Annotated in this window: 32 protein-coding genes and 1 pseudogene; 31 read left to right on the top strand and 2 right to left on the bottom strand. The window is 38.7% G+C overall.

Features of this window, described 5'->3' with window-relative positions:
- The first annotated feature begins 19 nt into the window (after positions 1 to 19).
- From rpsQ to ACVWY7_RS25840, 29 genes and pseudogenes are all read left to right on the top strand, one after another.
- Entirely contained in the window at positions 20 to 283 is a 264-nt protein-coding gene (gene rpsQ, locus ACVWY7_RS25980) for a 30S ribosomal protein S17 (protein WP_000004106.1), read from the top strand.
- Between the two features lie 43 nt (positions 284 to 326).
- Complete coding sequence (gene rplN, locus ACVWY7_RS25975; protein ID WP_000615912.1) at positions 327 to 695, top strand: 50S ribosomal protein L14; 369 nt, start codon at positions 327 to 329, stop codon at positions 693 to 695.
- Between the two features lie 38 nt (positions 696 to 733).
- Positions 734 to 1,045, top strand: coding sequence for a 50S ribosomal protein L24 (gene rplX / locus ACVWY7_RS25970; protein WP_000558200.1), 312 nt, complete (start codon positions 734 to 736; stop codon positions 1,043 to 1,045).
- Positions 1,046 to 1,071: 26 nt separating this feature from the next.
- Complete coding sequence (gene rplE / locus ACVWY7_RS25965; protein WP_001080831.1) at positions 1,072 to 1,611, top strand: 50S ribosomal protein L5; 540 nt, start codon at positions 1,072 to 1,074, stop codon at positions 1,609 to 1,611.
- A 33-nt stretch (positions 1,612 to 1,644) separates the two neighbouring features.
- Positions 1,645 to 1,830: a 30S ribosomal protein S14 gene (gene rpsN / locus ACVWY7_RS25960; protein ID WP_001085700.1), complete on the top strand. Its 186-nt coding sequence runs from the start codon at positions 1,645 to 1,647 to the stop codon at positions 1,828 to 1,830.
- A gap of 29 nt (positions 1,831 to 1,859) precedes the next feature.
- Complete coding sequence (gene rpsH, locus ACVWY7_RS25955; RefSeq protein WP_000245511.1) at positions 1,860 to 2,258, top strand: 30S ribosomal protein S8; 399 nt, start codon at positions 1,860 to 1,862, stop codon at positions 2,256 to 2,258.
- A gap of 32 nt (positions 2,259 to 2,290) precedes the next feature.
- Positions 2,291 to 2,830 (top strand): 50S ribosomal protein L6, encoded by a 540-nt coding sequence (rplF, locus tag ACVWY7_RS25950; protein ID WP_000086558.1) that lies wholly within the window; start codon positions 2,291 to 2,293, stop codon positions 2,828 to 2,830.
- A 31-nt stretch (positions 2,831 to 2,861) separates the two neighbouring features.
- Positions 2,862 to 3,224 (top strand): 50S ribosomal protein L18, encoded by a 363-nt coding sequence (rplR, locus tag ACVWY7_RS25945; protein WP_000628816.1) that lies wholly within the window; start codon positions 2,862 to 2,864, stop codon positions 3,222 to 3,224.
- A 21-nt stretch (positions 3,225 to 3,245) separates the two neighbouring features.
- Positions 3,246 to 3,746: a 30S ribosomal protein S5 gene (rpsE, locus tag ACVWY7_RS25940; RefSeq protein ID WP_000554646.1), complete on the top strand. Its 501-nt coding sequence runs from the start codon at positions 3,246 to 3,248 to the stop codon at positions 3,744 to 3,746.
- A 13-nt stretch (positions 3,747 to 3,759) separates the two neighbouring features.
- Positions 3,760 to 3,942 carry a 50S ribosomal protein L30 gene (rpmD, locus tag ACVWY7_RS25935; RefSeq protein ID WP_001085234.1) on the top strand — a complete coding sequence of 61 codons (183 nt, stop codon included), beginning with the start codon at positions 3,760 to 3,762 and terminating at the stop codon, positions 3,940 to 3,942.
- Positions 3,943 to 3,975: 33 nt separating this feature from the next.
- Positions 3,976 to 4,416: a 50S ribosomal protein L15 gene (gene rplO, locus ACVWY7_RS25930; protein ID WP_000766080.1), complete on the top strand. Its 441-nt coding sequence runs from the start codon at positions 3,976 to 3,978 to the stop codon at positions 4,414 to 4,416.
- Positions 4,416 to 5,717 carry a preprotein translocase subunit SecY gene (secY, locus tag ACVWY7_RS25925; RefSeq protein ID WP_000490115.1) on the top strand — a complete coding sequence of 434 codons (1,302 nt, stop codon included), beginning with the start codon at positions 4,416 to 4,418 and terminating at the stop codon, positions 5,715 to 5,717. Before rplO ends, secY begins: the two co-directional genes overlap by 1 nt.
- A 56-nt stretch (positions 5,718 to 5,773) precedes the next feature.
- A complete protein-coding gene (locus tag ACVWY7_RS25920) occupies positions 5,774 to 6,424 on the top strand; it encodes an adenylate kinase (protein ID WP_001048992.1) in 651 nt (216 codons plus the stop codon).
- Complete coding sequence (gene map / locus ACVWY7_RS25915; RefSeq protein WP_456524065.1) at positions 6,424 to 7,170, top strand: type I methionyl aminopeptidase; 747 nt, start codon at positions 6,424 to 6,426, stop codon at positions 7,168 to 7,170. The genes ACVWY7_RS25920 and map overlap by 1 nt, the downstream gene beginning before the upstream one ends.
- Positions 7,171 to 7,238: 68 nt before the next feature.
- The gene (gene infA / locus ACVWY7_RS25910) at positions 7,239 to 7,457 is read left to right on the top strand and encodes a translation initiation factor IF-1 (RefSeq protein WP_001029884.1); all 219 of its coding nucleotides are present in this window, start codon (positions 7,239 to 7,241) and stop codon (positions 7,455 to 7,457) included.
- Between the two features lie 35 nt (positions 7,458 to 7,492).
- A complete protein-coding gene (gene rpmJ / locus ACVWY7_RS25905) occupies positions 7,493 to 7,606 on the top strand; it encodes a 50S ribosomal protein L36 (protein WP_000868344.1) in 114 nt (37 codons plus the stop codon).
- A 21-nt stretch (positions 7,607 to 7,627) separates the two neighbouring features.
- Positions 7,628 to 7,993 carry a 30S ribosomal protein S13 gene (gene rpsM, locus ACVWY7_RS25900; RefSeq protein WP_000090788.1) on the top strand — a complete coding sequence of 122 codons (366 nt, stop codon included), beginning with the start codon at positions 7,628 to 7,630 and terminating at the stop codon, positions 7,991 to 7,993.
- A gap of 24 nt (positions 7,994 to 8,017) precedes the next feature.
- A complete protein-coding gene (rpsK, locus tag ACVWY7_RS25895) occupies positions 8,018 to 8,407 on the top strand; it encodes a 30S ribosomal protein S11 (protein WP_000101799.1) in 390 nt (129 codons plus the stop codon).
- Positions 8,408 to 8,587: 180 nt separating this feature from the next.
- Positions 8,588 to 9,532 (top strand): annotated as a pseudogene (locus tag ACVWY7_RS25890) (DNA-directed RNA polymerase subunit alpha).
- A 35-nt stretch (positions 9,533 to 9,567) separates the two neighbouring features.
- Complete coding sequence (rplQ, locus tag ACVWY7_RS25885; protein ID WP_000331490.1) at positions 9,568 to 9,930, top strand: 50S ribosomal protein L17; 363 nt, start codon at positions 9,568 to 9,570, stop codon at positions 9,928 to 9,930.
- 103 nt (positions 9,931 to 10,033) lie between these two features.
- The gene (locus tag ACVWY7_RS25880; protein WP_000711771.1) at positions 10,034 to 10,876 is read left to right on the top strand and encodes an energy-coupling factor ABC transporter ATP-binding protein; all 843 of its coding nucleotides are present in this window, start codon (positions 10,034 to 10,036) and stop codon (positions 10,874 to 10,876) included.
- Positions 10,852 to 11,733, top strand: a complete 882-nt coding sequence (locus tag ACVWY7_RS25875; protein ID WP_000406515.1) for an energy-coupling factor ABC transporter ATP-binding protein — start codon at positions 10,852 to 10,854, stop codon at positions 11,731 to 11,733. Before ACVWY7_RS25880 ends, ACVWY7_RS25875 begins: the two co-directional genes overlap by 25 nt.
- Entirely contained in the window at positions 11,721 to 12,515 is a 795-nt protein-coding gene (locus tag ACVWY7_RS25870; RefSeq protein WP_001186532.1) for an energy-coupling factor transporter transmembrane component T family protein, read from the top strand. Before ACVWY7_RS25875 ends, ACVWY7_RS25870 begins: the two co-directional genes overlap by 13 nt.
- Before the next feature lie 14 nt (positions 12,516 to 12,529).
- On the top strand, positions 12,530 to 13,273 hold the full coding sequence (gene truA, locus ACVWY7_RS25865) for a tRNA pseudouridine(38-40) synthase TruA (RefSeq protein ID WP_001995175.1): 744 nt from the start codon (positions 12,530 to 12,532) through the stop codon (positions 13,271 to 13,273).
- Between the two features lie 152 nt (positions 13,274 to 13,425).
- A complete protein-coding gene (gene rplM, locus ACVWY7_RS25860; protein WP_001260793.1) occupies positions 13,426 to 13,863 on the top strand; it encodes a 50S ribosomal protein L13 in 438 nt (145 codons plus the stop codon).
- Positions 13,864 to 13,884: 21 nt separating this feature from the next.
- Positions 13,885 to 14,277, top strand: coding sequence for a 30S ribosomal protein S9 (rpsI, locus tag ACVWY7_RS25855; RefSeq protein WP_000079986.1), 393 nt, complete (start codon positions 13,885 to 13,887; stop codon positions 14,275 to 14,277).
- Positions 14,278 to 14,439: 162 nt separating this feature from the next.
- Complete coding sequence (locus ACVWY7_RS25850) at positions 14,440 to 14,868, top strand: YbaK family protein (RefSeq protein WP_001101006.1); 429 nt, start codon at positions 14,440 to 14,442, stop codon at positions 14,866 to 14,868.
- Between the two features lie 66 nt (positions 14,869 to 14,934).
- Entirely contained in the window at positions 14,935 to 15,648 is a 714-nt protein-coding gene (cwlD, locus tag ACVWY7_RS25845; RefSeq protein ID WP_073525550.1) for an N-acetylmuramoyl-L-alanine amidase CwlD, read from the top strand.
- Between the two features lie 144 nt (positions 15,649 to 15,792).
- Positions 15,793 to 16,860 (top strand): Mrp/NBP35 family ATP-binding protein, encoded by a 1,068-nt coding sequence (locus ACVWY7_RS25840; RefSeq protein ID WP_456524064.1) that lies wholly within the window; start codon positions 15,793 to 15,795, stop codon positions 16,858 to 16,860.
- 56 nt (positions 16,861 to 16,916) lie between these two features.
- Here the strand turns inward: ACVWY7_RS25840 and gerD are convergent, their stop codons facing one another.
- A complete protein-coding gene (gene gerD, locus ACVWY7_RS25835) occupies positions 16,917 to 17,534 on the bottom strand; it encodes a spore germination protein GerD (RefSeq protein ID WP_000827519.1) in 618 nt (205 codons plus the stop codon).
- 139 nt (positions 17,535 to 17,673) lie between these two features.
- Here gerD and kbaA point away from each other — a divergent pair, with 139 nt between their 5' ends.
- Entirely contained in the window at positions 17,674 to 18,285 is a 612-nt protein-coding gene (gene kbaA / locus ACVWY7_RS25830; protein ID WP_456524063.1) for a KinB signaling pathway activation protein KbaA, read from the top strand.
- A 104-nt stretch (positions 18,286 to 18,389) separates the two neighbouring features.
- Here the strand turns inward: kbaA and pdaB are convergent, their stop codons facing one another.
- A complete protein-coding gene (gene pdaB / locus ACVWY7_RS25825; RefSeq protein WP_000464710.1) occupies positions 18,390 to 19,154 on the bottom strand; it encodes a polysaccharide deacetylase family sporulation protein PdaB in 765 nt (254 codons plus the stop codon).
- Between the two features lie 170 nt (positions 19,155 to 19,324).
- On the opposite strand from pdaB, the gene ACVWY7_RS25820 reads away from it, so the two are divergent.
- Complete coding sequence (locus ACVWY7_RS25820) at positions 19,325 to 19,543, top strand: hypothetical protein (RefSeq protein WP_000900295.1); 219 nt, start codon at positions 19,325 to 19,327, stop codon at positions 19,541 to 19,543.
- Positions 19,544 to 19,787: the final 244 nt, after the last annotated feature.

Below are 19,787 nucleotides of genomic sequence, written 5' to 3'. Positions count from 1 at the left end.
TTGAGGGGAGGTTTGCATAGTGAGCGAACGTAACCAACGCAAAGTTTATACTGGTCGTGTAGTGTCTGACAAAATGGACAAAACGATTACAGTTTTAGTTGAAACTTACAAAACTCATTCCTTGTACGGAAAACGTGTTAAGTATTCTAAGAAGTACAAAGCCCATGATGAGCAAAACCAAGCGAAACTTGGCGATATCGTTAAAATCATGGAAACTCGCCCGCTTTCTGCTACTAAGCGTTTCCGTTTAGTTGAAATCGTTGAAGAAGCGGTTATTATCTAAATAGACGAATCGGAATTTTTAGTCCGAAGGGAGGTTTCATAACATGATCCAACAAGAATCTCGTTTGAAAGTTGCTGACAACTCTGGTGCACGTGAACTTTTAACAATTAAAGTATTAGGCGGCTCTGGTCGTAAATATGCTAACATTGGTGACATTATCGTTGCTACGGTAAAACAAGCAACACCAGGTGGCGTTGTTAAAAAAGGTGACGTTGTTAAAGCAGTAGTAGTACGTACGAAGAGCGGAGCTCGTCGTCCGGACGGTTCTTACATCAAATTTGATGAAAACGCAGCGGTTATCATTAAAGACGATAAGAGCCCACGTGGTACTCGTATCTTCGGACCAGTAGCTCGTGAATTACGTGATAGCAACTTCATGAAGATCGTTTCTTTAGCTCCAGAAGTTCTATAATTTAAGGTATTGCCTTGCTAAGGAGGTGCAGAATTAAGATGCATGTAAAAAAAGGTGATAAAGTACAGGTAATCACTGGTAAAGACAAAGGAAAACAAGGCGTTATCCTTGTGGCTTTCCCAAAGCAAAACCGTGTTATCGTTGAGGGTGTCAATATCGTTAAGAAGCACTCTAAGCCATCTCAATTAAATCCACAAGGTGGAATTATTACTAAAGAAGCACCTATTCACGTTTCTAACGTTATGATTTTAGATCCGAAAACAGGTGAACCTACTCGTGTAGGCTTCAAAGTAGAAGATGGTAAAAAAGTTCGTATTGCAAAAAAATCTGGTGAATTATTAGATAAATAATTTTCTTAAGAAAGGAGGTCACTTCATTGAATCGCCTTAAAGAGAAGTTCCAAAAGGAAATTACTCCTGCTCTAGTGAGCAAGTTTAACTATAAATCTGTAATGCAGGTACCAAAAATCGAAAAGATCGTAATCAACACTGGTGTTGGTGACGCGGTATCTAACTCAAAAGCGTTAGACAACGCAGTAGAAGAATTAACACAAATCACAGGTCAAAAACCTGTTGTAACTCGTGCTAAAAAATCAATCGCTGGTTTCCGTCTTCGTGAAGGTATGCCAATCGGTGCGAAAGTAACTTTACGCGGCGAGCAAATGTATGAGTTCTTCGACAAATTAGTATCAGTTTCTTTACCACGTGTACGTGATTTCCGTGGTGTTTCTAAGAAATCATTCGATGGTCGTGGAAACTACACATTAGGTGTTAAAGAGCAACTTATTTTCCCTGAGATTGATTATGATAAAGTAAGCAAAGTCCGCGGTATGGACATCGTAATCGTTACTACAGCGAAAACTGATGAAGAAGCTCGTGAACTGTTAACACAATTCGGTATGCCATTCCAAAAATAATGGAAGCCAACGCTAAGTAGAGGAGGCGAAAACGTGGCTAAAAAATCTATGATAGCGAAACAAAAGCGTACTCCTAAGTTTAAAGTACAAGAGTATACACGTTGCGAACGCTGCGGTCGTCCGCATTCTGTATACCGCAAATTTAAACTTTGCCGTATTTGTTTCCGTGAACTTGCATATAAAGGTCAAATTCCTGGTGTTAAAAAAGCTAGTTGGTAAAACCCACAAATGGGAAGGAGGTAAAACACATGGTGATGACAGATCCAATTGCAGACATGCTTACTCGCATCCGTAATGCGAACATGGTACGTCATGAGAAATTAGAGGTTCCTGCTTCTAAAATCAAAAAAGAGATCGCTGAACTTTTAAAACGTGAAGGTTTCATTCGTGATGTAGAATACATCGAGGATAACAAACAAGGTATCCTTCGTATTTTCCTGAAATATGGTGCAAACAATGAACGTGTAATCACTGGATTAAAACGTATCAGTAAACCTGGCTTACGCGTTTACGCTAAAGCTGACGAAGTACCACGTGTACTTAACGGATTAGGTATCGCTCTTGTTTCTACATCTAAGGGAGTAATGACAGACAAAGACGCTCGTCAATTACAAACTGGTGGAGAAGTAGTAGCATACGTTTGGTAATATATATTTAAAACGAACGGAGGTGTGACCACATGTCTCGTATTGGTAAAAAGATTCTTGAAATCCCTGCAGGTGTTACTATTACAGTTGCAGAAGACAATACTGTAACAGTAAAAGGCCCTAAAGGTGAATTAACTCGTACTTTCAATGCTGATATGCTTATCAAAATTGAAGAGAATACATTAACAGTTGAGCGTCCATCTGAACAGAAGGAACACCGTGCATTACACGGTACAACTCGTGCTTTAATCGGAAACATGGTTGAAGGTGTAACTGAAGGTTTCGCACGCGGACTTGAATTAGTCGGTGTTGGTTACCGTGCTCAAAAACAAGGTGATAAACTTGTATTAAGCGTAGGTTATTCTCATCCAGTAGAAATGACTCCGGAAGCAGGTCTTGAAGTTGAAGTACCTGCACCAACTAAGATCGTAATCAAAGGTATCGACAAGCAACGTGTTGGCGAATTTGCTGCTAACATCCGTGCTGTACGTGCTCCTGAGCCTTACAAAGGTAAAGGTATTCGTTACGAAGGCGAAGTTGTTCGTCGTAAAGAAGGTAAAACTGCTAAGTAAACCCGTTAGGTGAGAGAAAGGAGTGACAAGAATGATCACTAAAGCTGATAAAAATGCGACTCGTAAGAAAAGACATGCACGTGTACGTGCTAAACTTACTGGTACTGCAGAGCGTCCACGTTTAAACGTGTTCCGTTCTAACCAACATATTTACGCTCAAGTTATTGATGATGTGAATGGTGTAACGTTAGTAAGTGCATCTACTCTTGATAAAGACCTTGCTCTTAACGGTACTAGCAATATTGAAGCTGCTACGAAAGTTGGAGAATCAGTTGCTAAGCGTGCTGTAGAGAAAGGCGTTAAAGAAGTAGTATTTGATCGCGGTGGTTACTTATACCATGGCCGTGTTAAAGCTCTAGCTGAAGCTGCTCGTGAGGCTGGATTACAATTTTAATGGTCAAAGGAGGGAAAATTGATGCATCGCATTGACCCAAGTAAATTAGAACTTGAAGAACGTGTAGTTACGATAAATCGTGTCGCGAAAGTTGTTAAGGGTGGTCGTCGTTTCCGCTTTGCTGCACTAGTTGTAGTTGGCGATAAAAACGGTCATGTTGGATTCGGTACTGGTAAAGCACAAGAGGTACCAGACGCAATCCGCAAAGCTATCGAAGACGCTAAGAAAAACTTAATCGCTGTACCATTAGTTGGTACAACAATTCCACACACAATCAACGGTCATTTTGGAGCTGGTGAAGTATTCTTAAAACCTGCTGCTGAGGGTACTGGTGTTATTGCTGGTGGACCTGTTCGTGCGGTCCTTGAATTAGCAGGTGTACAAGATATTCTTTCGAAATCTCTTGGTTCTAACACACCAATCAACATGATTCGCGCTACTGTGAACGGATTAAGCGAACTTAAGCGCGCTGAAGATGTTGCAAAATTACGCGGTAAATCTGTAGAAGAGCTACTAGGTTAAGGAGGGAAAACAAATGGCGAAAAAGTTAGAAATTACCCTCACTCGTAGTGTAATTGGTCGTCCACAAGATCAACGTGCGACGGTAGAAGCTTTAGGTCTTAAAAAGTTGAATTCAACTGTAGTTAAGGAAGAAACTCCTGCTATTCTTGGTATGATCAACAAAGTTTCTCACCTTGTAACTGTAAAAGAAGCTTAAGGATAACTCATTAATATAAGGAGGTGCCTGGGAATGAAACTTCATGAATTAAAACCTGCAGAAGGTTCTCGTAAAGTACGTAACCGTGTCGGTCGTGGTATCGGTTCTGGTAACGGTAAAACTGCTGGTAAAGGTCATAAAGGACAAAACGCACGTTCTGGCGGCGGTGTTCGTCTTGGCTTCGAAGGTGGTCAAACTCCATTATTCCGTCGTTTACCAAAACGCGGCTTCACAAACATTAACCGTAAAGAGTTTGCTATTGTAAACTTATCAACGTTAAATCGTTTTGAAGATGGTACAGAAGTAACACCTGAATTATTGCTGGAAACTGGCGTTATCAGCAAATTAAACGACGGTGTTAAAATTCTTGCAAGCGGCGCAGTAGAGAAAAAACTAACTGTTAAAGCGCACAAGTTCTCTTCAAGTGCTAAAGAAGCAATTGAAGCAGCTGGCGGATCAGTTGAGGTGATCTAATGTTTCGTACAATCTCCAACTTTATGCGCGTTGCTGAGATAAGACGTAAAATATTATTCACTTTAGCGATGTTAATCGTATTCAGGATTGGCACGTTTATCCCCGTGCCATTTACAAATGGAGACGTACTGAAGGCACAAGATCAATTAAATGCTTTAGGTATTCTAAATACATTTGGCGGTGGAGCCTTGAAAAACTTCTCCATCTTTGCGATGGGAATCATGCCGTATATTACAGCATCCATCATCGTGCAATTATTGCAGATGGATGTTGTTCCTAAATTTTCGGAATGGGCGAAGCAAGGTGAAATGGGCCGTCGTAAATTAACGCAATTCACGCGTTATTTTACAATTGTTCTTGCGTTTATTCAGGGGTTTGGTATGTCAATCGGTTTTAACGGTATGGTAGGTGGACAATTAATTTTGAATCCTGGTTGGAGCACTTATTTATACATTGCTACGGTACTGACTGCTGGTACTGCATTTTTAATGTGGTTAGGTGAACAGATTACAGCTAAAGGTGTAGGTAATGGTATTTCCATCCTGATCTTTGGTGGTATTGCCGCAGCGATCCCAAGTGTTATATCTCAAGTGTATCAGCAACAGTTTCAAAATATCGGAGATCAATTGTTCATGAGTATCGTTAAAGTTGCATTGATTTTACTAGCTGTGCTAGCAGTTGTTGTGGGTGTTATTTTCATTCAACAGGCTGTTAGAAAGATCCCAATTCAATATGCGAAGCGTGTAACAGGAGGAAATGGTGGTTATGCTGGAGCACAAAATACACATTTACCGCTTAAGGTAAATAGTGCTGGTGTTATTCCAGTAATTTTTGCTGTTTCATTCTTAATTACGCCTCCGACTATTGCACAGTTCTTCCCGAAACATGATGTATCGCAGTGGATTATTGCAAACTTTAACTATTCTCACCCAGTGGGAATGATCATATATGTTGCGCTCATTGTAGCCTTCACATATTTCTATGCGTTTGTTCAGGTTAATCCAGAGCAAATGTCAGAGAATCTAAACAAACAAGGTGGATATGTTCCAGGTATTCGTCCGGGTAAGAATACGGAACAATATCTAACAAAAATCTTGTATCGTTTGACCTTTGTAGGATCAATTTTCCTAGCAGCGATTGCAATCTTACCAGTTATCTTTACGAAGCTGGGAAATCTTCCTCCATCTGCACAGATCGGTGGAACGAGTATGTTAATCGTTGTCGGCGTTGCTTTAGAAACAATGAAGCAGCTAGAAAGCCAACTGGTAAAACGCCATTACAAAGGGTTTATCAAGCAGTGAGTAAGTGGGAAGTATTGTCTTCCCTACATGCTCATGTACTCTGAGGGGGAACAAGGATGAACTTAATTTTAATGGGGCTTCCTGGTGCTGGTAAAGGTACACAAGCCGAACAGATTGTTGCCAAGTATAACATCCCTCACATCTCAACAGGAGATATGTTCCGTGCAGCTATGAAGGCTGAAACTGAAATGGGTTTACAAGCAAAATCTTTTATTGATAAAGGTGCACTTGTTCCAGATGAAGTTACAATCGGAATCGTTCGTGAACGTTTAAGCCAAGAAGACTGTGTAAGAGGCTTCTTATTAGATGGTTTCCCACGAACTGTTGCACAAGCATCAGCTCTTGAAGAGATTATGAAAGATCTTGGCAAAAAAATCGACTATGTTTTAAACATTAATGTGGATTCAGGGTTGTTATTAAAACGCCTTACAGGCCGTCGCATTTGTAAAGAGTGCGGTGCGACTTACCACTTAGAATTCAATGCGCCAGCAAAAGCTGACGTGTGCGATAAATGTGGTGGCGAATTATATCAACGCTCTGATGACAATGAAGAAACTGTAGCAAATCGCTTAGATGTAAATATTAAGCAAACTAAACCTTTGCTTGATTTCTACGAGGAGCTTGGTTACCTACAAAGCATTAATGGTGAGCAAGATATCAATAAAGTATTTGCTGATATCGATGTTCTCATCGGAGGCTTAGCGTAATGATAATCTGCAAAACTCCTCGCGAGATAGAAATCATGCGAGAAGCTGGCAGGATCGTTGCTTTAACTCATCAAGAGTTAAAACAACACATTACTCCAGGAATTACAACGAAAGAGCTCGATCAAATAGCGGAAAAGACGATTCAAAAATATGGTGCTACGCCATCTTTTAAAGGATACAACGGATTTCCGGGGAGCATATGTGCTTCTGTAAATGAAGAGCTTGTACACGGAATTCCAGGGAAGCGCAAGCTCAAAGAGGGCGATATCATCAGTATCGATATTGGTGCGAAATACAATGGGTACCATGGAGATTCTGCATGGACGTATCCAGTTGGAAACATTTCTGAATCTGTTCAAAAGCTACTTGATGTCACAGAAAAATCGTTGTATCTTGGTCTAGAACAAGTAAAACCAGGCGAGAGATTATCAAATATCTCACATGCGGTTCAAACCCATGCTGAAGAGAAGGGATTCTCGATCGTTAGGGAGTATGTTGGTCACGGAATCGGGCAAGACTTACATGAGGACCCTCAAATCCCGCACTATGGTCCACCAAATAGAGGCCCTAGATTAAAGCCGGGCATGGTCATCTGTGTTGAGCCGATGGTGAATCAAGGAAGACGATATGTAAAAACACTATCTGATGACTGGACAGTGGTAACGGTAGATGGTAAATGGTGTGCCCATTTTGAGCACACGATTGCTCTTACAGAAGCAGGATACGAAATCCTTACCACTTTATAAGTAGCTGGCTCTCCGGGATTTCAGAGCAGTGTAAAATGTTACTGATTTGATGAAGGGAGAACTATTGAATGGCTAAAGATGATGTAATTGAAGTCGAAGGTACCGTTCTTGAAACGTTGCCAAATGCTATGTTCAAAGTAGAATTAGAGAATGGGCATGTCGTATTGGCTCACGTTTCTGGTAAAATCCGTATGAACTTCATTCGTATTTTACCAGGAGACAAAGTTACGGTAGAATTATCTCCGTACGATTTAAATCGTGGTCGTATTACGTACCGTTTTAAATAATATAGCACTCCGTAATCTTTAAGGAGGTTCGAGACATGAAAGTAAGACCGTCAGTTAAACCAATCTGCGAAAAATGTAAAGTTATTCGTAGACGTGGAAAAGTAATGGTTATTTGTGAAAACCCTAAACATAAACAAAAACAAGGTTAATCAGAAGGAGGTGCATTCGTAATGGCACGTATCGCAGGTGTAGATATTCCTCGAGACAAACGCGTTGTTATTTCTTTAACTTACGTATTCGGCATTGGTCGCACAACTGCTGAAAAAATTCTTGCTGAAGCAGGTATTTCTGAAGAAACACGAGTTCGTGATTTAACGGAAGACGAATTAGGACGTATCCGTGATATCATCGATCGTATTAAAGTTGAGGGAGACCTTCGTCGTGAAGTATCTCTTAACATCAAACGTCTAATGGAGATCGGTTCTTACCGTGGTCTTCGTCACCGTCGTGGTTTACCAGTTCGTGGTCAAAACTCTAAAAACAATGCTCGTACACGTAAAGGTCCACGTCGTACAGTAGCAAATAAAAAGAAATAATAAGTAAAGGAGGTTGAACTAACAATGGCACGTAAAACAAACACTCGTAAAAAACGTGTGAAAAAGAATATTGAAGCTGGTGTAGCTCATATTCGTTCTACTTTCAACAACACAATCGTAACACTTACAGATACTCACGGTAACGCACTTTCTTGGTCTAGTGCTGGTGCACTTGGTTTCCGTGGATCTCGTAAATCTACTCCATTCGCTGCACAAATGGCTGCTGAAACTGCTGCTAAAGCTGCAATGGAACACGGTTTAAAAACTTTAGAGGTTACTGTTAAAGGTCCTGGTGCTGGTCGTGAAGCTGCAATTCGTGCTCTTCAAGCTGCAGGTCTAGAAGTAACAGCAATTAGAGATGTTACTCCAGTTCCTCATAATGGATGTCGTCCACCAAAACGTCGTCGTGTGTAATTTTTCTGTATAGAATTTTCCCTTTTGTCTATAATGGATATGATGCATTATCGAGAAATTTCGTACAGAAACATCGCTTGTTGTGCACAATCGGGAACTGCCTAAGGGGGACTTTCGGTTAGACAGAGGTTATACCTTTGTTTAACCGGGGTTTCGACGTTTTGAAGGAGGGTTTAGTTAATGATTGAAATCGAAAAGCCGAAAATCGAAACGGTTGAACTTAACGAAGATGCTAAATATGGTAAATTCGTAATTGAACCGCTTGAGCGTGGATATGGTACTACGTTGGGTAACTCCTTACGTCGTATTCTTTTATCTTCACTCCCTGGTGCCGCTGTTACTGCTATCCAAATCGATGGCGTATTACATGAATTTTCAACAGTTGAGGGCGTAGTAGAAGACGTTACAACGATCATCTTAAACTTGAAAAAGTTAGCTCTTAAAATCTACTCTGAAGAAGAGAAGACGTTGGAAATTGATGTGCAGGGCGAAGGTATTGTCACAGCTGCTGATATTACTCACGATAGTGATGTAGAAATCTTAAATCCAGATTTACACATTGCAACGTTAGCAAAAGATGCGCATTTCCGCGTGCGTTTAACTGCAAAGCGTGGCCGTGGGTATACGCCAGCTGATGCAAATAAAAGCGAAGATCAACCAATAGGAGTAATTCCTATTGATTCTATTTATACTCCAGTATCACGTGTGACTTACCAAGTGGAAAAGACACGTGTCGGACAAGTGGCTAATTATGATAAGCTTACGCTTGATGTATGGACGGATGGAAGCATCGGGCCAAAAGAAGCTATCTCTTTAGGTGCCAAAATCTTAACTGAGCATTTAAATATCTTTGTTGGTTTAACTGATGAAGCACAAAATGCTGAGATTATGGTCGAGAAGGAAGAAGATCAAAAAGAGAAAGTTCTTGAGATGACTATCGAATAACTAGACCTTTCTGTTCGTTCTTATAATTGCCTAAAACGTGCAGGAATTAATACTGTACAAGAGCTTGCGAACAAAACAGAAGAAGATATGATGAAAGTTCGTAACTTAGGACGTAAATCCTTAGAAGAAGTTAAACATAAACTTGAGGAATTAGGTTTAGGTTTACGTAAAGACGACTGAGGATTTAAACCCATCAACAAAGGAGGGAACTACGAATGGCATACAGAAAATTAGGCCGTACAAGTGCGCAACGTAAAGCTATGTTACGTGACTTAGCTACTGATTTAATTATCAACGAGCGCATCCAAACGACAGAAACTCGTGCAAAAGAACTTCGTTCTGTAGTGGAAAAAATGATCACTTTAGGTAAACGCGGAGATCTTCATGCTCGTCGTCAAGCAGCAGCTTTCATTCGCAATGAAGTAGCTAACGCTGAGACTGGTCAAGATGCACTTCAAAAACTATTCGCTGATGTAGCTCCACGCTATGCTGAGCGCCAAGGCGGATACACTCGTATTGCAAAAATTGGTCCACGTCGCGGAGACGCAGCACCAATGGTAATTATCGAGTTAGTATAATGATAATTAAAAGGGCAGGACAGTTCTTTTCAAGAAACTGGTCATGGCCCTTTTTTTTAAATATAAAAATAGGCTTACTTGGCGAAGGAAAGGGTGCCTTGTATTGAAAAAAGAGAAACTTCGGACAGAAAATATATCATTTCAATATCCTGGTGCAGCCACTTATGCATTAAAAGATGTTTCATTCTCCTTATTTGAAGGAGAATGGGTATCTGTTATTGGACAAAACGGTTCAGGGAAGTCTACACTTGCAAAATTATTGAATGGTTTGTTTTTGCCGGAAGCAGGGACAATTACAGTAAATGATACAATGATTTTGTCAGAAGAAACGGTATGGGATGTTCGAAAACAAATTGGGATGGTATTTCAAAATCCAGATAATCAATTTGTTGGAACGACAGTGCAAGATGACGTTGTCTTTGGTTTAGAGAACATTGGAATGCCAAGAGAACAAATGGTAGAAAGATTAGATCAAGCTTTACGACTAGTCCGTATGGAAGATTTTCTTAATGATGAGCCTCATTCGTTATCTGGTGGACAAAAGCAGCGAGTAGCAATAGCGGGCGTTTTAGCACTTCAGCCATCTATTTTGATATTAGATGAAGCAACGTCAATGCTAGACCCTCAAGGGAGACGTGAAGTAGTAGAAACGGTTAGACAACTTGTTAATGAAAAAGGTATTACTGTGTTATCAATTACGCACGATTTAGAAGAAGCGGCACAATCAGACCGTGTCATTATTTTAAATAAGGGAGAGATATTAGAGGAAGGGACTCCAGAACAAATTTTCAAGTCCTCTCATATGCTCCAAGAAATTGGATTAGATGTACCATTTTCAGTGAAAATAGCAGAATTATTAAAAAGAAATGAAATTCTCTTGCAAAATACGCATCTTACAATGGAAAGCTTGGTGAACGAACTTTGGAGATTACATTCCAAAAAGTAGAACATCGTTATCAATATAAAACTCCATTTGAAAGACGCGCACTTTATGATGTAGACGTGTCGTTTCCAAGTGGGGGCTATTATGCCATTATCGGTCATACTGGTTCAGGTAAGTCGACGATGATTCAACATTTAAATGGTTTATTGCAGCCGACAAATGGCACAGTTCAAATTGGTGAACATTTCATTTCGGCAGGAAAGAAAGAAAAAAAGCTAAAGCCGCTACGTAAAAAGGTAGGGGTTGTCTTTCAATTCCCAGAACATCAGTTATTTGAAGAGACTGTGGAGAAAGATATTTGTTTCGGCCCTACTAATTTTGGGGTATCGGAAGAAGAAGCGAAGCAAAAGGCAAGAGAAGCAATTGAACTTGTAGGGTTAGAACCAGACCTGTTAGCGCGTTCACCATTTGAGTTAAGCGGTGGGCAAATGAGGCGTGTTGCGATAGCAGGCGTATTAGCGATGGAACCCGAAGTGCTTGTATTAGATGAACCTACAGCAGGACTAGATCCAAAAGGGCAAAATGAACTTATGGAGATGTTTTATAAGCTACATAAGGAGAAAGGCCTTACAGTTATCCTTGTAACGCATAATATGGAGGATGCTGCTAAATATGCCGAGCAGATTGTAGTTATGTATAAAGGAACGGTCTTTTTGCAAGGAAGTGCAGAGGAAGTCTTTTCACATGCTGATGAACTAGAGAGAATTGGCGTGGATCTTCCTATGTCTTTAAAGTATAAACGTGCAATTGAAGAGAAGTTTGGCATTTCAATCCCAAAGGCTACCTTATCTTTAGAGGATCTTACTCATGAAGTTGTGCAGGTGTTACGAAAAGGTGGTCATGAATCATGCAGCAGTTGATTATTGGAAGGTATATTCCAGGGAATTCTCTTATTCATCAACTTGATCCACGCACGAAGCTGCTGATTGTCTTTTTATATGTATTTGTTGTTTTCTTAGCAAATAATGCGATTTCATATGGATTTTTATTTTTATATGCACTCATTGCTTTATTTTTTGCAAAAGTGCCGATTCGTTATGTACTTTCGGGCTTAAAACCAATTCTATGGATTTTTCTTTTTACATTTTTCCTGCATATTTTTACGAATAAAGAAGGGGAAGTACTATTCCAGCTTGGTTGGTTTTCGATACATGAAAAAGGATTAGAGCAAGGGATATACATTTCTATACGATTCTTCGTTATTATTTTAATGACGACATTATTAACGTTAACGACGACACCCATTGAGATTACAGATGGTTTGGAGACGTTATTAAAGCCGTTGAAGCGTATAAAAGTTCCTGTTCATGAAATCGCATTAATGATGTCAATTTCTCTTCGTTTTATTCCGACATTAATGGATGAGACGAGTAAAATAATGAAGGCACAATCGTCACGTGGTATTGATTTCGCAGGGGGACCGATAAAAGATAGAATGAAAGCTATCATTTCACTACTCGTCCCTCTATTTATCAGTGCTTTTAAGCGTGCAGAGGACTTAGCAATCGCTATGGAAGCTCGTGGATATCAAAGTGGCGAAGGACGTACTAAATTTAGGCAACTACGCTGGAAAACAAGCGATACAGTAACGATTATAAGCTTGCTTTGTTTAGCTTGTATTTTGGCATGGGTGCGATCGTAATGGAGAATAAAGAAATGGATAGAATAAAATGTACGGTTGCATATGATGGCATGCATTTTTGTGGTTATCAAATTCAACCGCAGCATCGTACTGTTCAACAAGAGATAGAGAAAGCTTTACAGAAATTGCATAAAGGAGAACTTGTTCGTGTTCAGGCATCGGGCAGAACGGATTCTACCGTTCATGCTAAAGGACAAGTGATACACTTTGATACACCGTTGTCTCTTGAAGAGTGGCAATGGAGTAATGCATTAAACACAATGCTACCAGATGATATTGTTATCACACAGGTAGAGAAAAAAACAGAAGAATTTCATGCTCGATACGGTGTTGAGAGAAAAGAATATCGTTATCGTGTACTAGTATCAAAGACTGCGGATGTATTCCGTAGAAATTATGTATATCAATATCCATATCCACTCGAAGTAAACTCTATAAGAAAAGCGATTCCTTATTTTATTGGAACGCATGATTTCACTTCTTTTTGTTCGGCAAAAACTGACAAAAAAGATAAAGTGAGAACAATTTATGAAATCGAGCTAATTGAGCAAGACGATGAATTAATTTTTCGTTTTGTAGGTAATGGATTTTTATATAATATGGTCAGGATTATTGTTGGTACGTTACTTAACGTAGGCCAAGGAAAGCTTGATCCGGATAGCATTCCAGAGATTTTAGCGAAACAAAATCGTCAGTTTGCTGGAAAGATGGCTCCTGGTCATGGGCTTTATTTATGGCAGGTAAACTATAACAACTAATCCTGGTGTAACATTTGCTTGACATTAGAAACTCAAAAGTATATCATAACATATGGTATTGTTTCTAAAACCACGATTAGCCCCGGAAGGAAATCGTGTTTAAGATAAACAATAGATTTTTTCTATGGAAAAGATAACGAGGAGGGAAACACATGCGTACGACTTTTATGGCAAAAGCTAACGAAGTTGAGCGTAAATGGTATGTGGTTGATGCTGAAGGTCAAACTTTAGGTCGCCTTGCTAGTGAAGTAGCATCCATTTTACGTGGTAAAAACAAACCTACATTTACACCACACGTTGACACGGGTGATCATGTAATTATTATTAACGCTGAGAAAATTCATTTAACAGGTAATAAATTAAACGATAAAATTTACTACCGTCACACTAACCACCCAGGTGGACTTAAACAAAGAACAGCTCTTGAAATGCGTACAAACTACCCTGTACAAATGTTAGAGCTTGCAATTAAAGGCATGCTTCCAAAAGGACGCTTAGGCCGTCAAGTTTCTAAGAAACTAAACGTGTATGCTGGAGCAGAGCATCCACACCAAGCACAAAAACCAGAAGTTTACGAACTTCGCGGATAATCAATTAAAGGAGGGCTTACTTTGGCACAGGTTCAATACTATGGCACTGGACGTCGTAAGAGTTCAGTAGCGCGCGTACGCCTAGTTCCAGGCGAAGGACGCGTTATCATTAACGGTCGTGATTTTGAAAACTATATCCCATTTGCTGCATTACGTGAAGTAGTGAAACAACCTCTAGTTGCAACAGAAACTTTAGGTAACTACGATGTACTTGTAAACGTAAATGGTGGTGGATACACTGGTCAAGCTGGTGCTATTCGTCACGGTATTTCTCGCGCTTTATTAAAAGCTGATCCAGAATACCGTCTAACACTAAAACGTGCAGGTCTATTAACTCGTGACGCACGTATGAAAGAGCGTAAAAAATACGGTCTTAAAGGCGCACGTCGTGCACCTCAGTTCTCAAAACGTTAATTTTTGCGAACTACAAACCCCAACCATTTTGGTTGGGGTTTTTTTATGTTTCATTCCTCTTTTGTAATTTTTGTAGTTTGGAATATTTTAGTGCTATCCTCTCGCGTATGCTTCTTCTTTAGAAGTTTAGACTAATACGTATTAGGGAGGTTTATAAGTACTATGAATGTCATTGTCAGCTTACAAGAAAAACAAAAAGAAAAGCAGTTGAAATATGAGCGGAAGATGCTGCGGGAATTATCATTAAAAACATTACGTTCAAATATTAGAGATGCCTTTCAGATGCAAGAACTTCATCGCCAGTATGAAGATTACTGCATTGAATTAGGGATAGAATCGTATTTATTAGGAGCAAGATATAGTAAATTTGGTTATTATGGCGAATCGTTCTTTGATGTGAAATATAGGGCTCTAGAAGAAGAGCAACAATTAACGGAAACGCTATTTCAATTTTTAACGAGCATGACTATGCGGGAAATTAAGTTACAAGATGAGGAATTGCTTTTTGAATCTTGTCAGCAGTTTATTGGCTTATGGTGGCAGGAAGGATATGAAAAAGGTGAAAGAAGATATCGATTAAAGCTTCATTAAGACAAGCATAAACTTTCCTCTTGTCCCATATAAGTAATTAGAGGGACTAGCTGGAGGAGGAAAGGTATGAAGAGAATTCGAATTATCTCTTTTGCACTCGCTGCGGTTATTTTGTTTTTTTTAGTCAAACAAGAATTTCAAATTACAAAATCGTGGCGAGCTTGGAATTTACCCTTATCAGGGAAAGTAATTGTATTAGATGCTGGGCATGGTGGACCAGATGGAGGAGCAGTTGGTGGCAAGGATATTGTAGAAAAAGATATTACGCTTGAGATTACAAAGAAGGTACAAGATTATTTACAAGAACAAGGTGCGTTAGTTATTTTAACACGTGAGGGAGATTATGATTTAGCCCAGAAAGATACAAAGTCATATAGTAGACGTAAAGCAGAAGATTTAAAAAAGCGTGTAGAGATTATTAATAAACCTGATGTAGACTTCTTTGCGAGCATTCATTTAAATGCTTTAACTAGTAGTGGATCGAAGGGGGCACAAACGTTCTATTACCGTTCTTCAATTGAAAATGAACGTGCTGCGAAATTTATACAAGCTGAGTTGAGAACAAGTTTAGAGAATACAAGTCGTTCTGCTAAAACAATTTCCCATGTGTATTTATTAAAGTATGCGAAAACACCGGGCGCTTTAATTGAAGCTGGCTTTTTATCGAATGTAAATGAAAGGTATATGTTAAATTCGGAGAAATACCAGCAAAAGGTAGCGGCTGCAGTATATCGTGGTATATTACGTTATTTCACGGAAAAAGGAAATCCTCCAGAATAAGGAGGATTTTTTTGAGTTTCTCTCGTTAACGAAGTTTTCCGAAAATATGTTATACTGGAAATGTAAACGCATTTATTTTAAAAGTGAAGAGAGATATATTTAATTAACATTATGTTATTTTTCATACAGGGGGCTGGGCTAATTATGGTAACGAAAGAGCAAGTAGTGGAAGCGTTAGAAGGGATTGTAGATCCGTTTTTACATAAAACGTTAAAAGAAACAGGGGCAATTAAAGAGGTAACAGTCAAGCCTGAGAAGAAACATGTAAGTGTTAAAATTGCAATTGTAAAAAACGGTACAGCGGAACAAATGCAATTGCAATCTGGAATTGTAAAGTTAGTAAAAGAACTAGGAGCAGCAACAGTAGGGCTTCGCTTTGCAGAATTTACAGAAGAGGAATTAGCTCAGTTTGCACCGGAACAAGAAGAAGAGCAAACTGAATCTTTATTGTCACCAAATTCGAAAACGACATTTTTAGCAGTGGCAAGTGGAAAAGGTGGAGTAGGAAAATCAACAGTTTCTGTTAACCTTGCTATTGCTCTAGCACGTCTAGGGAAAAAAGTTGGTATCATTGATGCAGATATTTATGGTTTTAGTGTACCGGATATGATGGGGATAGAGAAACGACCTGTAGTAAGAGGAGATAAAATTATTCCAGTGGAGCGTCTAGGTGTAAAGGTAATCTCAATGGGGTTCTTTGTAGAAGATAATGCACCGGTTATTTGGAGAGGGCCTATGCTTGGGAAAATGTTAAATCACTTCTTTACGGAAGTAGAGTGGGGCGATTTAGATTATTTAGTTTTAGATTTACCACCAGGTACAGGTGATGTTGCGCTAGACTTACATTCGATGTTGCCGGCTTGTAAAGAGATTATTGTCACAACACCGCATCCAACAGCGGCATTTGTAGCAGCACGTGCTGGAGCAATGGCTTTACGTACAGAACATAGTATTCTTGGTGTTGTTGAAAATATGGCTTATTTCGAAAGTAAAACAACTGGTGAAAAAGAATATGTGTTTGGAAGAGGTGGAGGAGATAAGTTAGCTACAGAACTTCAAACAGAAGTACTTGGCCGAATCCCGCTTCAACAACCTGATTGGAATAAAGAAGATTTTGCGCCGTCAGTATATGAAGATACGCATACGACAGGTCTTATTTATCGCACGATAGCTGAAACAGTAATTGATAAAACAGCTGTTGCGCAAAAATAAAATAATAATGAGTGGACGATACATATATTGTCCACTCATTATTAGTGTTATTATTTTTACTGCTGTTCCTTTTTACCTTCTTGAGAACCACCTTCACCGCCTGCTTCCTTTTTATCGGAACCACTTTTTTCGGCTTTTTGGACACCTTTACTAATAATATCAATCATCTTAGCTTGGAAGAGTGGGCTTTCAGCAGTTTCTGTTAGTACTTGTTGTAAATATTGACGGTATTCTTTGCTCTTCATCGTTTGTAACATCATTTTTTCTACTTCAGGGTTTTTCATAATTTCTATAACACCTGCTTGGTATTCAGGGTCTTTTAGTAATGTTTTCATTAAGGCTGTTTGTTCTTTTCCCATACTTTTAGCAAATTTCGATGAGAACTCAGGGTCTTTAAAGAGCTTTTCCCAGAATTGTTGCCCTTTGTCGGATACCATTGCATCTTCAATCGTTTTCTTTACTACTGTTTCATCTAGTATGAGTGCCTGTTTCATTTTTTCATCAGTTAACACATCTTGAATGGCTTTCTTACCTTGATCGGTTTTTAAAATATCAACAATCATTTTCTTCGTTTGATCATAATCAAGTTCGGACTTTGCTTCTTTTTCTTGTGCACATGCTACAAGTACAAGAAATAGAAAAGAAGAAGTCAAAACGAGCAGCATCCGTTTCATAAGTTGGAACTCCTTTCAGCACAGTTCTCTCTTTTTAATATAAATATCTTTAAGGAATTTATACATGAACATGGCTAGCTTTTTGAAATTGTCATTGATACAATTTAATTAGAAATATAAGGATAATGGGGGATGTGTTGTGAATAGCCGCAAGTGGGTACGACTATTTTTTACGACGTTGTTTCTTGGTGGGATTAGTACAGTCATTATTGGGTTTGTTTTAGAGTGGGACAAGTATGTTAAATTTTTTCAAAATTTCGACGGAAAGGAGATTTTGGCAGTTTCCTTCTGGTTGATGGGTGTAGGATTCATTTTTAGTGTAATAAGTCAAATGGGGTTCTTTGCTTATTTAACAATCCACCGTTTTGGACTAGGGATGTTCCGATCGTCTTCTTTATGGAATATAGTCCAGCTCTTCTTTATTGCATTCGTTTTATTTGATTTCGTGTATTTAAGGTCGGTATTGATTGCAAATGGGGAAGTTTCATTAGGGAATAACATACTTGTTGCTGGTGTGTTATTTATGTTTGGGGCCATCGTTGCTTATATAAAAAGTAAAGAAACGAATAAAAAGGCATTTGTGCCAGCTTTGTTCTTTATGGTTGTTGTAACAATTCTGGAGTGGGTACCAGCGCTTCGGATTAATGATACAGATTGGTTATATTTAATGGTGATACCACTTTTATTATGTAATGCATATCAGTTACTTATATTACATCGTTTAATTGGAAAGACGAGTAAGTCGGCCTAATTAAGAGCATTTTTACGCAGGATAGTTGTATGTATGAAAATATCGGGATGAAAAAAGCTCTATTACCTGAATGAAAGGTAGTAGAGCTTTTTATGTGTAAAAAATTATTGAACATCTTTACTTTTCGTACTTGTATTGGAAATAAGTTGTGATACGGATATTTGCTCATAGCCGTCACTCTTTAATTTCTGTAGAAGCAGTGGTAAAGCTTTATTTGTTTGAAGGGCAGAATCGGATGCATGTAATAAGACGATATCTCCACCTTTTAAATTATTAGAGACGGTGGAAACGATATTGTTTACGCCAGGGTTTTTCCAATCGTTTGAGTTATTACTCCAATGAACGACAGTGTATCCGAGTGATTCTGCTATTTTAAGTGTTGCCTTGTTAAAGTCTCCACTAGGTGGACGCAATAGTTTGATTTGTTTCACACCGAGTTTTGTAAAAACATCTTGTGCTCGCAGAAGATCTCTTCGTATTTCATTTGTCTCTAGAGAAGTGTAGGACGTGTAATTATAACCCATACTACCGATTTCATGTCCATCTTTTATGATGCGTTCAACAACATCAGGGTGTCTTTCTGCCCATGCAGCAGAAAGGAAGAAGGTTGCATTCTTAATATCTCTTTCTTTAAGTGTATCAAGGATTGGAATTGCTTTTTTGTCTCCCCAACTAATATCAAACGTGAATGCAACTTGTTTTTTAGAGGTGTCGCCTTTGTAAATAACTTTAGGCCCTGTAGCAGTTGAAAAAGCAGACTCGTGTGAATATGTTTTTAAAAAGAGTAGCCATGCGGTAAATAAGGAAAGTATCACTATTAAGCTAATGTGTTTAAAGTTTCTTTTACTCGTAATAAAAAAGAAAAACATAATATTACGCCCCTTTGTCCAATCCTTTTCAGTTACATATATGCTGTAAATATAAAAAAGAGAACAAGGGATTAATATCGTAAGTAGTGGATATAATGGATGGTAGGATTTTGTTAAATGAAAATCGGCGTAATGTTTATTGCTCTGTAAGAAATGATTGAGGTGATGATTTGCTTGGGTTTATGTTAACGAAAGAAGAGAAAAAAGAAATGGAATACATATTGAAGAGAGAGTTAGAAGAACTTTTATTTGATTTTGAAGATGAACGTATTCATGACGTTGTAAAAAAGGCGATGGAAGAAAGATATAAAATCATTTTTTGTTTGTTTCGAAGAGTCGCTAATGCAGAGGACTGTATTCGTTACGTAAGAAAAAGAACTTTTTATTAAAAAGTGTTGACGTTCATGGTTATTATATGATAAATTAATAACCGTCGCTGATGCGGAAACGCAGAAAACGACAAAAAGAAATTGAAAAACTTAGTTGACATTGAAAAACGAAGATGTTAACATAAGGAAGTCGCAAATGAGCGACCAAGTAGTTCTTTGAAAACTGAACGAAACAAACAACGTGAAACGTCAATTTTTATTTTAGATGCTAGACAAACTAACTTTATTGGAGAGTTTGATCCTG

It is taken from the genome of Bacillus sp. TE9106W, from assembly GCF_054062215.1.
The sequence above is the reverse complement of the archived record's forward strand: the minus strand, read 5'-3'. Positions and strand labels throughout refer to the sequence as shown.

Bases quoted from the DNA above. Each gene is read 5' to 3' on its own strand.
- rplN (WP_000615912.1), top strand. From the start codon at position 327: ATGATCCAACAAGAATCTCGTTTGAAAGTTGCTGACAACTCTGGTGCA.
- rplX (WP_000558200.1), top strand. From the start codon at position 734: ATGCATGTAAAAAAAGGTGATAAAGTACAGGTAATCACTGGTAAAGAC.
- rpsH (WP_000245511.1), top strand. From the start codon at position 1,860: ATGGTGATGACAGATCCAATTGCAGACATGCTTACTCGCATCCGTAAT.
- rplF (WP_000086558.1), top strand. From the start codon at position 2,291: ATGTCTCGTATTGGTAAAAAGATTCTTGAAATCCCTGCAGGTGTTACT.
- rplR (WP_000628816.1), top strand. From the start codon at position 2,862: ATGATCACTAAAGCTGATAAAAATGCGACTCGTAAGAAAAGACATGCA.
- rpsE (WP_000554646.1), top strand. From the start codon at position 3,246: ATGCATCGCATTGACCCAAGTAAATTAGAACTTGAAGAACGTGTAGTT.
- rpmD (WP_001085234.1), top strand. From the start codon at position 3,760: ATGGCGAAAAAGTTAGAAATTACCCTCACTCGTAGTGTAATTGGTCGT.
- rplO (WP_000766080.1), top strand. From the start codon at position 3,976: ATGAAACTTCATGAATTAAAACCTGCAGAAGGTTCTCGTAAAGTACGT.
- secY (WP_000490115.1), top strand. From the start codon at position 4,416: ATGTTTCGTACAATCTCCAACTTTATGCGCGTTGCTGAGATAAGACGT.
- ACVWY7_RS25920 (WP_001048992.1), top strand. From the start codon at position 5,774: ATGAACTTAATTTTAATGGGGCTTCCTGGTGCTGGTAAAGGTACACAA.
- map (WP_456524065.1), top strand. From the start codon at position 6,424: ATGATAATCTGCAAAACTCCTCGCGAGATAGAAATCATGCGAGAAGCT.
- infA (WP_001029884.1), top strand. From the start codon at position 7,239: ATGGCTAAAGATGATGTAATTGAAGTCGAAGGTACCGTTCTTGAAACG.
- rpmJ (WP_000868344.1), top strand. From the start codon at position 7,493: ATGAAAGTAAGACCGTCAGTTAAACCAATCTGCGAAAAATGTAAAGTT.
- rpsM (WP_000090788.1), top strand. From the start codon at position 7,628: ATGGCACGTATCGCAGGTGTAGATATTCCTCGAGACAAACGCGTTGTT.
- rpsK (WP_000101799.1), top strand. From the start codon at position 8,018: ATGGCACGTAAAACAAACACTCGTAAAAAACGTGTGAAAAAGAATATT.
- rplQ (WP_000331490.1), top strand. From the start codon at position 9,568: ATGGCATACAGAAAATTAGGCCGTACAAGTGCGCAACGTAAAGCTATG.
- ACVWY7_RS25870 (WP_001186532.1), top strand. From the start codon at position 11,721: ATGCAGCAGTTGATTATTGGAAGGTATATTCCAGGGAATTCTCTTATT.
- truA (WP_001995175.1), top strand. From the start codon at position 12,530: ATGGATAGAATAAAATGTACGGTTGCATATGATGGCATGCATTTTTGT.
- rplM (WP_001260793.1), top strand. From the start codon at position 13,426: ATGCGTACGACTTTTATGGCAAAAGCTAACGAAGTTGAGCGTAAATGG.
- ACVWY7_RS25850 (WP_001101006.1), top strand. From the start codon at position 14,440: ATGAATGTCATTGTCAGCTTACAAGAAAAACAAAAAGAAAAGCAGTTG.
- cwlD (WP_073525550.1), top strand. From the start codon at position 14,935: ATGAAGAGAATTCGAATTATCTCTTTTGCACTCGCTGCGGTTATTTTG.
- ACVWY7_RS25840 (WP_456524064.1), top strand. From the start codon at position 15,793: ATGGTAACGAAAGAGCAAGTAGTGGAAGCGTTAGAAGGGATTGTAGAT.
- gerD (WP_000827519.1), bottom strand. From the start codon at position 17,534: ATGAAACGGATGCTGCTCGTTTTGACTTCTTCTTTTCTATTTCTTGTA.
- pdaB (WP_000464710.1), bottom strand. From the start codon at position 19,154: ATGTTTTTCTTTTTTATTACGAGTAAAAGAAACTTTAAACACATTAGC.